Annotated in this window: 14 protein-coding genes; 7 read left to right on the forward strand and 7 right to left on the reverse strand. The window is 40.6% G+C overall.

What is annotated here, in order from left to right:
- Window positions 1–99: 99 nt before the first annotated feature.
- On the forward strand, window positions 100–1,074 hold the full coding sequence (locus Q4557_RS11235; RefSeq protein ID WP_303412807.1) for a GGDEF domain-containing protein: 975 nt from the start codon (window positions 100–102) through the stop codon (window positions 1,072–1,074).
- Here Q4557_RS11235 and Q4557_RS11240 read toward each other — a convergent pair.
- Complete coding sequence (locus tag Q4557_RS11240; RefSeq protein ID WP_303412728.1) at window positions 1,071–3,815, reverse strand: bifunctional acetate--CoA ligase family protein/GNAT family N-acetyltransferase; 2,745 nt, start codon at window positions 3,813–3,815, stop codon at window positions 1,071–1,073. The two genes, Q4557_RS11235 and Q4557_RS11240, sit on opposite strands and share 4 nt — an antisense overlap.
- A gap of 19 nt (window positions 3,816–3,834) precedes the next feature.
- Entirely contained in the window at window positions 3,835–4,632 is a 798-nt protein-coding gene (locus tag Q4557_RS11245) for a LysR family transcriptional regulator (RefSeq protein ID WP_102439839.1), read from the reverse strand.
- A 195-nt stretch (window positions 4,633–4,827) separates the two neighbouring features.
- Here Q4557_RS11245 and Q4557_RS11250 point away from each other — a divergent pair, with 195 nt between their 5' ends.
- A complete protein-coding gene (locus Q4557_RS11250; RefSeq protein ID WP_102439840.1) occupies window positions 4,828–5,313 on the forward strand; it encodes a magnesium transporter in 486 nt (161 codons plus the stop codon).
- Window positions 5,310–6,383 carry an HlyD family secretion protein gene (locus Q4557_RS11255; RefSeq protein ID WP_102439841.1) on the forward strand — a complete coding sequence of 358 codons (1,074 nt, stop codon included), beginning with the start codon at window positions 5,310–5,312 and terminating at the stop codon, window positions 6,381–6,383. Before Q4557_RS11250 ends, Q4557_RS11255 begins: the two co-directional genes overlap by 4 nt.
- 138 nt (window positions 6,384–6,521) lie before the next feature.
- Here the strand turns inward: Q4557_RS11255 and Q4557_RS11260 are convergent, their stop codons facing one another.
- The 3 genes from Q4557_RS11260 to Q4557_RS11270 form a co-directional block, all read right to left on the reverse strand.
- Complete coding sequence (locus Q4557_RS11260; RefSeq protein WP_303412732.1) at window positions 6,522–7,178, reverse strand: YgjV family protein; 657 nt, start codon at window positions 7,176–7,178, stop codon at window positions 6,522–6,524.
- 296 nt (window positions 7,179–7,474) lie between these two features.
- Window positions 7,475–8,731, reverse strand: a complete 1,257-nt coding sequence (locus Q4557_RS11265; protein WP_102439842.1) for a Y-family DNA polymerase — start codon at window positions 8,729–8,731, stop codon at window positions 7,475–7,477.
- 40 nt (window positions 8,732–8,771) lie between these two features.
- The gene (locus Q4557_RS11270; protein ID WP_102476820.1) at window positions 8,772–9,179 is read right to left on the reverse strand and encodes a LexA family transcriptional regulator; all 408 of its coding nucleotides are present in this window, start codon (window positions 9,177–9,179) and stop codon (window positions 8,772–8,774) included.
- Window positions 9,180–9,587: 408 nt separating this feature from the next.
- Here Q4557_RS11270 and Q4557_RS11275 point away from each other — a divergent pair, with 408 nt between their 5' ends.
- Together Q4557_RS11275 and Q4557_RS11280 are read left to right on the forward strand one after the other, a co-directional pair.
- Window positions 9,588–9,992, forward strand: coding sequence for a hypothetical protein (locus Q4557_RS11275; RefSeq protein WP_102531371.1), 405 nt, complete (start codon window positions 9,588–9,590; stop codon window positions 9,990–9,992).
- A gap of 166 nt (window positions 9,993–10,158) precedes the next feature.
- Complete coding sequence (locus tag Q4557_RS11280) at window positions 10,159–10,971, forward strand: RecX family transcriptional regulator (protein ID WP_303412738.1); 813 nt, start codon at window positions 10,159–10,161, stop codon at window positions 10,969–10,971.
- A 34-nt stretch (window positions 10,972–11,005) separates the two neighbouring features.
- On the opposite strand, the gene Q4557_RS11285 is transcribed toward Q4557_RS11280, so the two are convergent.
- Window positions 11,006–11,185 (reverse strand): DUF6435 family protein, encoded by a 180-nt coding sequence (locus tag Q4557_RS11285; protein WP_102476817.1) that lies wholly within the window; start codon window positions 11,183–11,185, stop codon window positions 11,006–11,008.
- A gap of 281 nt (window positions 11,186–11,466) precedes the next feature.
- Here Q4557_RS11285 and Q4557_RS11290 point away from each other — a divergent pair, with 281 nt between their 5' ends.
- A complete protein-coding gene (locus Q4557_RS11290; protein ID WP_241905018.1) occupies window positions 11,467–12,438 on the forward strand; it encodes a bile acid:sodium symporter family protein in 972 nt (323 codons plus the stop codon).
- A 35-nt stretch (window positions 12,439–12,473) separates the two neighbouring features.
- Complete coding sequence (locus Q4557_RS11295; RefSeq protein ID WP_303412743.1) at window positions 12,474–13,202, forward strand: DUF4937 domain-containing protein; 729 nt, start codon at window positions 12,474–12,476, stop codon at window positions 13,200–13,202.
- Window positions 13,203–13,253: 51 nt separating this feature from the next.
- Here Q4557_RS11295 and Q4557_RS11300 read toward each other — a convergent pair whose 3' ends face one another.
- The gene (locus Q4557_RS11300; RefSeq protein WP_102438617.1) at window positions 13,254–13,682 is read right to left on the reverse strand and encodes a hypothetical protein; all 429 of its coding nucleotides are present in this window, start codon (window positions 13,680–13,682) and stop codon (window positions 13,254–13,256) included.
- Window positions 13,683–13,841 lie beyond the last annotated feature (159 nt).

The following is a 13,841-nucleotide window of genomic DNA, read 5'->3' on the forward strand; positions in this document are numbered from 1 at the left end:
TAAGTATAGCGTTACCTTTGCTGGGCTTACATTGACTTATATAAATCATAGGACGTGAAATTGAAGACGAGTTTAGAAAATTCTGCACAAATACTAAGAATGGCAGTGCCGCAAATGTCCGCGCTGCATATACCGGTTACCCCAGAAAATTATGCCATTTGGTATCAGTATTATGCGGAAACAAATTTAGACTTAAAACGTGCGATCGATGGTTTAATTGCCAATAAAGTTGAGTTTACCGCCGCGGTCAATCAAGGCCTTTATAACAACTTTATTCAAGAGCAGTCTCCAGAAGTCATTGATAATGTTCAAATTGAAACCAAATTACTCATCAATAGCTTATACAGTAAGATCAGTCAGCTTTCTTCTGGTACTAGTGACTTTTCATCGAGCTTACATTCTTTAAACGAGGAACTGCAGTCAAATCCAAGTCCACAATCACTTAACGAGTTAATCGTCAATATTAGTTTTGAAGTGGAGAAGGTGCTATTAAACAACGATTTAATGAAAGCCGACATAGACTCTCTGGGTAATGAATTAACGACTTTAAAAGATGAAATGACCAGTTTAAGTAAAGTGGCAATGACCGATGAATTAACCTCGTTAAATAATCGCCGTGCCTATGAGGTGTTTGCTTTAGAGCAAGTCAGTTTGTTTAGCCATAGCAATATACCTTGTTGCCTATTAATGATAGATATCGATTTCTTTAAAAAATTCAATGATACTTATGGTCATCTAGTTGGCGATAAAGTGCTGGCATTTGTGGCTTTTGCATTAAAACAAACGGTAAAAGGTAATGATTTCGTTGCCCGCTATGGCGGTGAAGAGTTTGTGATTTTATTGCCTAATACTGAGCTACAAGATGCCTTAACGGTGGCTGAGCAAATTAAAAATCGTATTGCAGATAAGCAGCTCACCATTGGTAAAGAAAAAAAGCAGCATTTAGGCAATATCACAGTATCGATAGGGGCTGCTGAAATCCACCCTGGAGATGATAGTGATACCTGGTTAAGTCGCGCTGATGAAATGCTGTATCAAGCGAAATCATCAGGTCGCAACTGTGTTAAAGGCTAATGTTTATCGGCAGAGTCTATACCCGCTTTAGCTTGCGGGTTAGCTTCACATTGGGGCAAGTCCATATGCATCTTAATCAGGTGCTCATCCATATCAAAAGATACCGTAAAGCCAAGCCCTTTGGCGAGGTTTGCCATACTGCGGTTTTCAAACATGGTAAAGCCCGCTAACACAGGAGTATTAGTGGTTTTATAATAGTTAATCAGTTTTTCTAATAGCATTTTACCTAAACCAATTCCTTGATAGTCGCCGCGCACCGCCATAGCAAATTCTGCTTCTGTATTATCAGGATCAGTCGATGCTCGCACCGCACCTAAGGTGATTGCCTCACCATTTTCATCTTCTGCAGTGGCGATAAATGCCATTTCTCTGGCGTAATCTATTTGTGTTAAAACCGCCATTTCCTCATGGGTCATTTTCGAACGAACGCCAAAGTAGCGTTTATAGCGATCTTCATCACTGAGTGAGTTATCAAAGGCTAAATGCTTTGGCTCATCCTCAGGAAGAATGGGCCTGAGCATGACCTTCAAGCCATTTTTCAAGGTGGCCTTTTGTTCTAACTCTTTTGGGTATGGCATGATCGCTAAGCGCGCTTTGGGATCAATATCTGTACAATTGAGCTTCATGTTAACGTCAAGCAGGGTAATGATTTCACCTGCGGCGAGCACTGGGTTAAGGTCTAAAGAAGCGATTTCAGGGCAATCGATAATCAGGTGCGATATTTGGGTTAGCATCACACACAGTGCGTTCATGTCTAAACCAAGAGGTAAATGTCTGTCTCTAAGTTTGTGAGTTTTCAACGCCTGAATGACCATATAGCGCGCCAGTGCCATATTAAGTGGCGGTAGGGCAACTGCAGCATCACGTGTCGGGTCCCATTCTGAGCCGCCTTCACCAAGGCAAATTGCAGGGCCAAAAACAGGATCATTAATCACAGAGACCCGCACTTCTTGAGCGCCAGCGGTTAATGCCATTTTTTGCACTATCATGCCATTGATTTCAGCGTCAGGGTTGGTGTCCTTAACTCTGGAAGTAATGGATAGCGCTGCCTGATACACTTCTTCAGCATTATTGAGGTTTAGTACCACACCGTGCACATCAGATTTGTACATCAAGTCAGGGGATTGGACTTTTAGTGCCACAGGAAAGCCCAACTTGGTGGCGATATTAACGGCTTGCTCTGCGCTACTGGCAAACTCTGTATCTATGGTATTTAAACCGTAAGCTTTTAAAATGTCACTGGCTTCATGGGTTTCGAGAATAAAACGATTATTGGCTTGGGCTTTTTGTAATAAATTCCGCGCTGTATTAGTGTCAGTGGGAATATTATCTGGAATAGATTGCGGCACTTCTTGCAATAGTTTTTGATTACGGCGGTATTCGACCATATGCATAAAGGCTTTTACTGCGCCTTCAGGGGTTCGATAAGTCGGAATCCCGGCTTTACTAAATCGCTTTCTTGCGGTGTAGGCTGAATCCTCACCACTCCAATTGGTTAAAATATTTAACTTGTTTCGATTTGGATGGCCCTTGATGACATCAATTAAACTCTGGGCGATTTGGTCACTTTCTTCTAATGCTGATGGTGAATGCAGCACTAAAATAGCGTCCATTTCTTGGCTATCCATCAATATAGTTAGTGCTTGGCTATAACGTTTACTGTCAGCATCACCGACAATATCTATTGGATTTTGACCAGACCAGGTTGTTGGCAATATGCGATTTAATTGAGTGATGGTGTCATCTGACAACTGTGCCAGTTTACCGCCTTTAATAATGAGTTCATCAGCGGCCAATACTGCAGGGCCGCCGCCATTACTGATTATGGCGACTCGCTCACCTTTTAATGGCGTGGAGTGGGCCAAACTTTCAACTGCGGCAAACAGTTCAATTAAGTCATGCACCCGCAACATACCACCACGCTTAAAGGCGGCATCGTAGACGGCATCATTGCCGCCTTTACCGCCTGTGTGCAACATAGCGGCCTTAACGCCTTCAGCACTGCGACCCGATTTAATCACAAATATGGGTTTATTACGGGCTGCTGCGCGCGCTGCGGATAAAAAATGACGCTTTTCACTAATAGAATCAATATAAAGCATAATGGCGCTGGTGCGGCTATCACGACCTAAATAATCGAGCAATTCATCAAAATTTATATCAGATGCATCACCTAAAGATATAAACGATGAAAAGCCGATGTCTTTATTATTAGCCCAATCCAGCACCGTAGTACAAATGGCGGCAGATTGTGACACAAACGCAATTTTGCCTTTTTTAGCGCCGGTATGCGCTAGGCTCGCATTAAGACCAATGGTGGGAATAATCATCCCTAAACTATTTGATCCCAATATTCGCATGCCGTAACGTTTTGCATTTTGCAGCGTTTGAGTTAACAGGCTAACACCATGTTCATCAAACTCATCAGCCATGCCTGAGGCCATAATTATTGCGATTTTACAGCCAAACTGCGCCAATGTTTCGACGATATCAGGTACGCGACTGGCGCGAGTACATATCACGGCTAAATCGGGTTTAATGGGCAGCGATTCAATATTGGGATAAGCCAATACGCCCATAACGGCGGAATATTTAGGGGTTACGGGCATAATGGGCCCTGAAAAGCCGCTGGCCAATAAGTTTTTCATCAACACGCGTCCCGCGCGCTTTTCACTATTTGAGGCACCAATAACGGCGATGGAAGTGGGTTTAAATAATGTGTGAATACTTCTTTGGCTCATAATACCCTCAGCATAATCATTAACGCGTGGTAATTGCTTGTAATAAGACGTTTTTACATATCTCTGATAGCCATACTATTTTAGCTTCATGGCGCCGCGATGAACTACAAATAATCGCCATGTCTATGGCGACTTCTTTTTTGTGCAATTCAGCATCGATTTTAAAATTATAGGAGTAATGATCGGCCAGTAATTGGCGATGTAAACTATAGTTGTCGGTAATGATTGTCGGATTATGGTTTTCATTTAATTCACGAAAATATTCAACATGTTCATTTAAATCATCAACTAATAGCTTTACAAATTCCCCTTGCTCATTGCCCACTTTAGTAACATAACCAGAAGCCACTTTTTTCTGATACAGCTGCTGCGGTCTGTCTCGCAATGATTGCACGCCGATATCAATGGAGCCATCGATCAAGCCATCATTACTGGATTTTCGCCATTGTCTTAACTCTATGGTGGCATTGGTTTGTTTGCGTAATTCATTGATTAGGCTTTTACCCATTAATACCATCAAGGGTTCGCCTAAGTGCACCGAAATGAACTGCAGGTTTTTAGGGTCAAAGTATTCTGGTTCTAGGGCTAAGCTAATTTGCTCGATAGAACTTTGGATTTGCGGGGCGATTTTATCGGCATAACTGGTGGGTTGTAGGCCATTAGCGGTGCGAATAAATAACGGGTCGCTTAGTTCTTCACGTAATTGAGCCAATACTTTTGAGACAAATGATTGTGAGCGGCCCAGTTGCTTGGCGGCTTTTTGGGTCGAGCCTGATCTATACAGGGTGACAAACACATTCAGTGCATTCAAATCCATGAGATACCGATAAATAAGTGCAATTTAACAATATATTACACTATAAATTCGAAGCGTACATTGGGACTAAAGTAAATAGTTCATTTGGAATATCGGTTATTCCGTTATCACAGTGAGTTATTGCTAGTATTCAGCTCATATACAGCGAGACATTGTTACTCTCCCTGTTAAATATCTCATGTTTTTAGGATCTTTATGACTGAATTACCTGATATCGACACGGTTCAACCATCATTGAGCAATAAGTTATCTTTCTATGTGCGAAAAATGACCACATTTATTTTATCGTTATCGGTTATCGGACTTTTAAGTTATGGCTTCTCATTACTCACTCAAATACACGGTAAGCAATTACCTGAAGGCTACTTTGTTAATGGCTACCCCAGCATTTTAACCCTATTAGATTCTGAATTTTTTATGGGCTTTGTGTTTGTGGTCACCATTTTGATCATTTGCTATGTACTGCTGTTATTTTGGAAATTACATGAAGTTGCAGTTCATAAGGCAGAAGCCATGTCGAGTGCCCATACCCAAATTGTGTTTGCTTTATCTTTATGTGGTTTGTTTATTGATAAGACCTGGTGGGTACTGGCGATAATCATTGCTTTTGGGCGCTGGGATGTCCTATCTAAACGGTTATCAAGCATCATTAGTAATGGCATCAAAGGAGTTAAATCATGAAAGAGATCATGTTGCCTTATGTGTTAATTATATGGCTCTTAGTCAAATTAGGGGTCATTCAATGGAACCTTACTAATGCGGTACGCACCATTGGTTTAGGAATGTTTATTGCTTTTTCATTGTTTACTGGCCATCGCTTTTGGTCACCCGCTGATTTAACCGATAGCTCAACCATTAAAGCGCCTCATGCAGTGCTAAGTCCACTCATTGGTCAGGAAGTTGAAAACGTCTATGTGACTCATAACCAAATCGTTAAAAAAGGGGACTTGATTTACACCTTAGTATCAGTGGATAGCACGGAACAAATCAAAGCCCTTGAAGCCAGTAAAAATGCAGTACAAGCGCAGCACGCTGCCGCAATCCAACAAATTAACGCTTTAAATGTCAGTATCAATAATGATGAGCGTAATTTAGCGCGTCTAACGGCCTTAAAAGAGCATGCAAGTCAGGTGGACCGCGATAATTTACAAGCGCAGATTGATGCCAATCGTGCCCAAGTGGCTGCCAATATTGCCCAGTTGGGCGCGCAAACAGCGCAAATGCAAGCTATTGAGGCTGATATTGAATCGGCTAAATGGACAGATTCACGTCGTGAAATACGGGCTCAATATGATGGGCAGCTTGCCATTACCAATGTAACTGAAGGCACCCGCTTGGGTAATATGCACTTGTTTGATACCAGTAAGAAATTTTTAGAAATGCGCATTGCCGATCAATCATATCGCTATATAAAACCTGGGCAGTTTGCCGAGTTCTATGTGGATGCTTATCCGGGAGAAATCTTTAGAGGCAGAGTGCACAGCATTACTTCAGGTACGGGCGAAGCCATGATTAACCCCATGAGTGGCAGTCAACATGTGCGCCAGCATGTGGGTAACAATGGCGGCTCTCATGGTCGTACAGTCGTTATTGAGTTTGAAGAACCTGAAGGTTATTCATTACCGATTGGGGCAACCGGCTCAGCTTGGATTTCTGCTGAGAAACCCCATCCAGCATTGGGCTTTATGGATATCATTGGCGCGGCGACTGTTAGGCTTAAAGCGTTAAAGTCGTACCTTAATGCGCTTTAGTGAATGCGTTCTAGTGAATGTGCTTTCGTTGCGAGTCATTGGTATTAGCATTAGCAGAGTGAGTAATATGACTCGCTCTTAATTGCTTATTACCACAGGGTTTACTCATCCTAACTGAATTGATTCAAGCTAATTACTTTAACCTTTAGACAATGCCACTTGTGTTTCATTACAGCTTTCAAGGGCACTATTTTGCTCAAAGTTTTGGTTGAGCTGGTCGTTATAGTAGTCGCTAAATTCGCGCATAAGCCCTAGTGCCAATATTGCTATTGTCATTACTTGGTAGAGTATTCCTGACCATGACATCAAATATATTGAAATCATCAGGTTTAATCCATTACTGGCAACCATAGCTAACCTTAGTTGACTGCCCGCTAAGAAGAATAAACTAAAGCTCATTACGACTGCAGCGATAACCGCGCACCATTCACTCCAATGCTCAGCCCATAGAAAACCCTGCGTCATGGCAATAATACTAAAGCTGAGTGACATGGCTAAAGGTGATGTTAACCAGGCAGTCGATGCAAGATTTTGCTGGTTATTGCTATTCAAACTTTGACATAAACGAAAGCGAATAACATTAACTAGTTGGTTTGCCATGCCGAGAAAGCTGCCTAATAAGCCTAAATGGATTGCGGTAAGTACTGACGCTATCATATTGCCATGAATAAATTTGCAGTCTTGTTGTTGGCTATTTGCCCACCAGCCAATGGCCATTGAGACAAAGCCAATAAGCTGAAAGTAAAATAGGGGCTCGGCAATAAACTGAAAATCAAATGCGGAAAAATCTAACACAGGCAAGCACAATCCAAGAAAATTAAGGATGCGTATTGTCGTTTTTTTCAGCAATAACACAATGGCTAAAATCGCATAATAGCCTCGCTCATGTGATTAGATATAAAACTGTGAACTGGAGAGTGTTTTTTGAACAGCTAGAGTTGGCTAAGTTGTATTTTTGTTGAGCTTAAGATCGATTAATGTACTGTTTGGGTTTGATATTAGTTGTCCATTTTACGCTAATTTAAAGCCACAACTAAACCTGAACCAAGTCAGAATAAAAACCAGCACACGCAAATCAATTTATCACCAATTTAGCCACAGTGGATTTGCGGAATATCTTGCCAACAGCTGGTGTATTGCGGGGTTAATAGCTCACGGCGCATATGCCATTTACCTCCAATACCTTGGGCGGCGACAAATATTGCATCACTACCGTAGCGTTGATTTAACTTATCAAAAACCTGCATCAAGGCAGGATCTTTTACTGGGGCAAATAAGTCTGTTTGCAAATGTTTGACCGGTGATAAATCTAACAATCCAATCCCGATTTTATAGTAGCGAGTATTGGGGTTATAAAGCTTACGGGCAATTTCTGCTGCGTAACTGATGATTTCACGGTTGTCATTAGTTGGATATGCACAGCGGTAATGATATTTAAAGCCATTAGGCTGTTCATCATAAGGGGAGTTACTGGCAAAGATCAGTATGGTGCTAGCCACAGAGCCTTGCTTTCTGGCTTTGGCTGCCGCGATACCAGCATGCTTACTGAGCGCCTGTAATAATGAGTCTATATCGCTAATACGTTCACCGACACTACGAGTTGAAAAGATCTGCTGTTTATCTGCTCTGGCGCTATCCCAGCCTTTACAAGCCTCGCCATTGAGCTCTCTGACTGTACGCTCGATTTCAATACTAAATTGGCTACGAGCAATGCCTGGTTGTAATTTAGCCAGATCCAGTGCGGTGGTGATCCCCATGGCATGTAATTTGTTACCGATCCGCGAACCGATCCCCCACACATCGGTGACTTTCATTGTCGCTAAAATGGCATTTCTTTGCTCAATGGATTGGATATAACATACCCCGTTATAGCCCTGGAGCTTTTTAGCGGCATGATTGGCCACTTTGGCAAGGGTTAAGGTGGCAGCAATACCGACACACACAGGTAAGCGGGTTTCTTTCCATACCGCGCGGCGGATCATAGCGGCATGGCTTAATAAACACGGGATCGCAGGGTAACAATGTTTAAATGACAGAAATGACTCATCAATAGAGTAAATATGTTGCTCAGGTGCAAAGCGGCCAATCACTTCCATCATAGAGTGAGACAAAGAGGCATAAAGCTCATAATTGGAGGAAAGCGCAATCACGCCTGCTTTTTCACAAAAATCGCGCACTTCAAAGTAAGGACCAAATTTACCCACTCCTAATGCTTTTGCCTGGCGGTTAGCCGCCACAATGCAACCATCGTTATTGGACAGCACCACGATAGGACGGCCACGCCACTCTGGGCGAAACACTTGCTCGGCGCTGCAATAAAAAGAGTTGGCATCAACGAGTGCATACATAATTTAACTGTCCGTTAGTCGTTAGTTTAATCCGCTAACATTAGTTATTAACTAATATAGGGCTTTGGCGATGACAACGGATTGAACGGATCACCACGCCTTCAACACTGAAGTTGTCATACTCTTGTATCGTGACACTCTGGTGAAGATCATTTGCCGATAATAATAATCGCCGCTTGATATCAATGAGCTTACAGACAAAGTTGCCGTTATAGTTTGCCACTATCACATCATGGTTTTCGACACTGACATGGCGATCCACAATGAGAATATCCTTATCAAAAATGCCGATTTTCTCCATAGAGTCGCCGCTAGCTTGGCCAATAAAAGTGGCACTGGGATGTTCAATCAATAGCTCATCTAAACTTAATGGCAGTTGCCGATATTCAGCAGCAGGACTTTCAAAACCAGTAATACCGGCACAAGCAAAAATAGGAATAACCTTCATAACAATCGACACCCAACAACACTGTATGTTTATACAGTATTATAGCTGTCCCCGTAAAATTGGCAATAAATTCCGTAAGGTTGTCGAATAAGCGTGCGAATTGTTGGTTATTTAATCTGTTATGGGTCATTGAGGGAATGCTTTGCTGAGTGAGCTGAACTAAACAGCATTGCTAAGTACTAAATTATGAGCAAGGTAAGCGTGAGTGTTTAAGATTGAGTGGCGACTATTATCGAGCTGCTGTCGAACCATTAGCCGAAAATAACCTAATAAGCATTCTTTAAGGAAAAACGTTAAAAGTTAATTGTTTGTTCAGCTTACGTTTAGCTTACGTAGGTAAAATAGAGGCAAGTTTAAAGCTTATTATCAGTATCAGAATTCAGTTGTTCATCAACGGGAGTAAACATAATGAAAAAAGTATTTATCATTTCAATGTTAGCAATATTATCTTTTGGCGCGAGCGCTAGCCCATCGACTCAAAAGCCCGTTGTCATTCAAATTCAGGATTCATTCACGCAAATCAATAGTGCTTTAAGCTGCTCAATTGTATATGCCCACACTCCGATGACTTCACAGGCCGATTATTATAAAGGAGTGGTCTACGAACGCTATTCAGATCTTGTTGAACAACTCGTGTTATCAGGCCAGTCAGAAGAGGGCGCAAGACAAACAGCGATTGAAAAAATTGTCATGCAAACACAAACCATTGAACAACAAATCAATGATACTAAAAGCGGTGGAAAAACAGAGTTAAAACAACTGCTGCAACAAACGGCTAAAAAGAATGATTGTGTCCACTACGCAAATAATTAAGATGTACGGTCACAATTAAGATGTACGGGCATAGTTAATATTCATAAAGCGATTAATATTTACCACGAATAAAGCAGACATTTTACCGTGGCAAGAACTTCTAGTTCTGAACAGAGTAGTGGTCTGCTAAACTGCCTTTGTCATTTCTAATCAATTAAAATTTTTTATGCAAAGTAAGCCACTTCGTCAAGCCAAAACAATCGAGAATGTTTTCAACAGTGCCTATTGGCACCTTGGTCAGCAAGATTTTACTATCAATGAAATTCGCACCAAGCTTGAGCGTAAAACCGATAACCAGCAATGGATTGACACTGTTCTCGCTAGACTCATTGAAAGAGGCTATTTGAAAAATGATTTTGATTTTGCCGTTCGCTATTGCGAACTGGCCTTTAGTCATGAGACGGCTAAAGGCGCTATCAAACGTAAATTACAATTAAGAGGCGTATCAGTTGCTGAAATTGATACCGCAATTGAACAAGTCATGCATGAGCAAAATGTCGATTCATTTGAAATGGCGACAGCACGATTGCAAAACAAATTTGAACACTTTCATGGCACTAATAAAGAAAAAGTTTATTCACAGATGACCACCAAAGGGTTTTCTCGCGCTGAAATTGATTACGCACTATCACAACACCCTCAAGTTGACACCCTGCGCAGTAAATTAGCCATAAAAGCAGACAAGGCTGACCTGAAGTCTGAAATTATCAAGTTGTATAATAAAGGCAAAGGCAAAACGCTGATCTTGCAAGAATTAAAACAGCGGCTTCTTGATGTCAGTGATTTCGAAGAGCTGATATACCAACTAAGCCTAACAGAAGAGTTAGACTTTTATCTCAGTTGTAAAAGTCAGCTGGCTAAAAAGCGTTATGACTTATCCGACTATAAAGAAAAGTCCAAAGCCTATGCTTACTTATCTCGAAAAGGCTTTGATAGTGATGAAATAAAAGAGGCCATGACTTTAGATGATGATGCATAGCTTCTGTCTATTTAAACTATTTGGAGTTTTAAAGCTACTTACTAGCTTGTCGTTGTGCTAATTCAATCTGTTGCCAAATACTCTCTGCTGCAGAGGAAAGGCTAGCGTAACTTTTTATATCCCCCTTTCTTTGTGCCTGCATGGCTTGTTCTTGCGTTAAATCATATTGCTTGCGTAAGTTTTTAATGGGATCTCGTTTGAATATGCCAAACATAGGTGAATCCTGTTAGAAAGAAGATGCATAGTTATACGCCTCAACGAGGAAATAGTTTATAAAAGTGCAATTTTAATGGTCGTAAGTTTATATATTGGCTGTTAAATTAAATTGCTGTTGGTCATGCTTGCTAACAGTGTTTGAGCCCCTAGGTTCGCTTTTCATTCGGCACATCAAAAAGTCGTGAAAAAAATTCAACCTAAGAATCATTGCAGTAAAGAGATTTTTTAATAAGCTTACGTTTTTAAGTTGTTAAGGTTAAATTTTTTGATATGAATATAATGAGTAAATTAAAACAAGAATGGTTTTTAGTCGCTATGGTTGCAGCGATTGCATTGGCTATGGTGTCAGCTGATGTGGGCAAGTCTGGCGGGATATTACAGCTTGATCAAGTAACGGCTATTGGTATTGCCATGGTGTTTTTTTTACATGGGCTTAACCTGTCACCTAAGGCAATAAAAGCGGGCGTTACTAACTGGCGACTACACCTTTATATTCAATCGGCCACTTTTATTGCTTACCCGATCCTGTGGCTACTTTTTGGGGATTCACTTTTAGCCTTTATGCCTGCAGCGCTAGCGTTTGGTTTTTGCTATTTATTCGTATTGCCAAGTACCATATCTTCTTCAGTAGCAATGACAAGCGTAGCCAAAGGCAACATACCTGCGGCAATTTTCAATGCATCGCTTTCAAGTATTATAGGCGTTTTTATAACGCCATTATTTATTCAGCTGTTTATGAATCTCGATGGCGCTGAATTAAACCTGATGGATTCGGTGTTTTCTATCGCCAAACTATTATTAATTCCAATGATTGTTGGCCAGCTTTTAAGGCCGTTATTACTGCGCTTTATAGAGAAACATAAATCCGTGATAAACAAAGTAGACAAAATCGTCATCATCTTAATTGTTTACAATGCCTTTTGTGATTCGGTTATTAATGGTATTTGGAGTGAATTTTCAGCTTGGTTACTGCTGTATTGTATTGCCATTTGTACCCTAGTGCTGTTGTTTATGGTGCATGGGATCCAATGGGGCGCTAAGCGATGTCAATTTAATAAGGAAGATGAAATCGCCGCGGTGTTTTGCGGCACTAAAAAAACCTTGGCAGCTGGTGTACCGATGGCGCAGGTTATTTTTGGATCTGATCCCGCATTGGGAATGATTTTGTTACCCATCATGCTGTATCACCCAATACAGATTTTTTATTGTGCACTGTTAGCTAATCGCTATGCAAAGCGATTAGCAAAATAATGTAACTGATTAAATTCAATGCATAAGGATGGGTAATGACAATTTTAAAACTAATTAGCTGCACTGTAGATGATGATAATGTTGCCGCTTTTACAGCAAGCCAATGTGCTTGGCAGCAATTAGAAAATTGTAGCGGATTTTTAGCACAAGCGGGTGGCTGGCGCGCTGATTTAAATAAACTACCTTTGCAAAATTATGCTGCACCGTTGCATGATAAAAACATAAATACCGCCGTGGTTTTCGGGTTTTGGCAGTCAGTTGAAGATGTTACTGCCTTCATGCAAACTACGCACGATCAAATATTTACCACTAATCATCAGGGTAAAACCTACCAAACCTGCCAGGTTAAGTATTTTGAAATGTTGCCAACATCGTCAAACTTAGTTGTGGCTCACCTCAACTCAGAGATTATCAGCATTAGTCATTATGTGGCTGATTTAGCGCAAATGGCGCAACTGCAGCAACTTTACTTTGACAACTACTCATCAAAGGGGTTGATTGATTGCCAGCTTTTAAGGCTTAGTCGCTCACTTAAGTCACAAGCTAGTGCCCAAGAAGATACAAACGTAGAAGCAAAAGTTGAGTTCATGCTGGTTTGCTGGTGGAGCAATCAACAAAAAGTTGTTTTAATGCAAAATAAAATCCAGCCAAAGCAAGAACAACAAGGGCAGTTAACAGCGTTATCTGAACAGGTTATTAAGCTAGAGGCGAAATGGAATGTGCAAGCAAGAGCTATTGAAATAGCTAAGGATATAGCAGACTGATATTCAACAGCCTGCCTAATTTTAATAAAAAGTCACCGGTAAATAAAAAGTCTATTTGTATTCAATAATACGAGCGATATAGCTAAATTTACCAGAGTCATTGCGATAGTTTCGGTACAAATCAACTGAGAATGCCTTTGGTTTATCTTGATCAATTTTTACGGCAATTTTATCACTTAACTTATCTATATTAGATTCATTATAAACATAGAATTTGTTCACTTTTTCAAGCCCAAGCTGTTTAGCTTTGTGGCTTGTGGTATAAATTTCGCTATAAACGTCTTTGACAAATCCTTGATAGGTAACGCGTTCAAAATTAGCATTTTTATCAACAGTGATAAGAATATCAGTTTGCTCATCTAATGTTATTAACTGCTCCATTGCTGAGTCTAATTTATGATGGGCTGCTTCGTTCAATGTCTCTGCAGAAACACCTGCAGATAGTGAAATAAGTAATGCTGCAACCAATGTCTTTTTCATTCTATTACCCTAAATTTTTAATTCGTAAAATATGTTTAAAATCACCTAAAATTAGGCCGATAACTACTGTTTTAAGTTTTTACGATGATTTGTTTAAATACATCATAATCAATCATTAACGCTGTGCTGAATGCCATATGAAGGATTGAATCCTACATA

This window comes from Shewanella sp. 5_MG-2023 (assembly GCF_030547465.1).
Classification (GTDB): domain Bacteria; phylum Pseudomonadota; class Gammaproteobacteria; order Enterobacterales; family Shewanellaceae; genus Shewanella.

Coding starts and splice junctions, on each gene's coding strand:
- Q4557_RS11235 (WP_303412807.1), top strand. CDS start 100: ATGGCAGTGCCGCAAATGTCCGCGCTGCATATACCGGTTACCCCAGAA.
- Q4557_RS11240 (WP_303412728.1), bottom strand. CDS start 3,815: ATGAGCCAAAGAAGTATTCACACATTATTTAAACCCACTTCCATCGCC.
- Q4557_RS11245 (WP_102439839.1), bottom strand. CDS start 4,632: ATGGATTTGAATGCACTGAATGTGTTTGTCACCCTGTATAGATCAGGC.
- Q4557_RS11250 (WP_102439840.1), top strand. CDS start 4,828: ATGACTGAATTACCTGATATCGACACGGTTCAACCATCATTGAGCAAT.
- Q4557_RS11255 (WP_102439841.1), top strand. CDS start 5,310: ATGAAAGAGATCATGTTGCCTTATGTGTTAATTATATGGCTCTTAGTC.
- Q4557_RS11265 (WP_102439842.1), bottom strand. CDS start 8,731: ATGTATGCACTCGTTGATGCCAACTCTTTTTATTGCAGCGCCGAGCAA.
- Q4557_RS11270 (WP_102476820.1), bottom strand. CDS start 9,179: ATGAAGGTTATTCCTATTTTTGCTTGTGCCGGTATTACTGGTTTTGAA.
- Q4557_RS11275 (WP_102531371.1), top strand. CDS start 9,588: ATGAAAAAAGTATTTATCATTTCAATGTTAGCAATATTATCTTTTGGC.
- Q4557_RS11280 (WP_303412738.1), top strand. CDS start 10,159: ATGCAAAGTAAGCCACTTCGTCAAGCCAAAACAATCGAGAATGTTTTC.
- Q4557_RS11285 (WP_102476817.1), bottom strand. CDS start 11,185: ATGTTTGGCATATTCAAACGAGATCCCATTAAAAACTTACGCAAGCAA.
- Q4557_RS11290 (WP_241905018.1), top strand. CDS start 11,467: ATGAGTAAATTAAAACAAGAATGGTTTTTAGTCGCTATGGTTGCAGCG.
- Q4557_RS11295 (WP_303412743.1), top strand. CDS start 12,474: ATGACAATTTTAAAACTAATTAGCTGCACTGTAGATGATGATAATGTT.
- Q4557_RS11300 (WP_102438617.1), bottom strand. CDS start 13,682: ATGAAAAAGACATTGGTTGCAGCATTACTTATTTCACTATCTGCAGGT.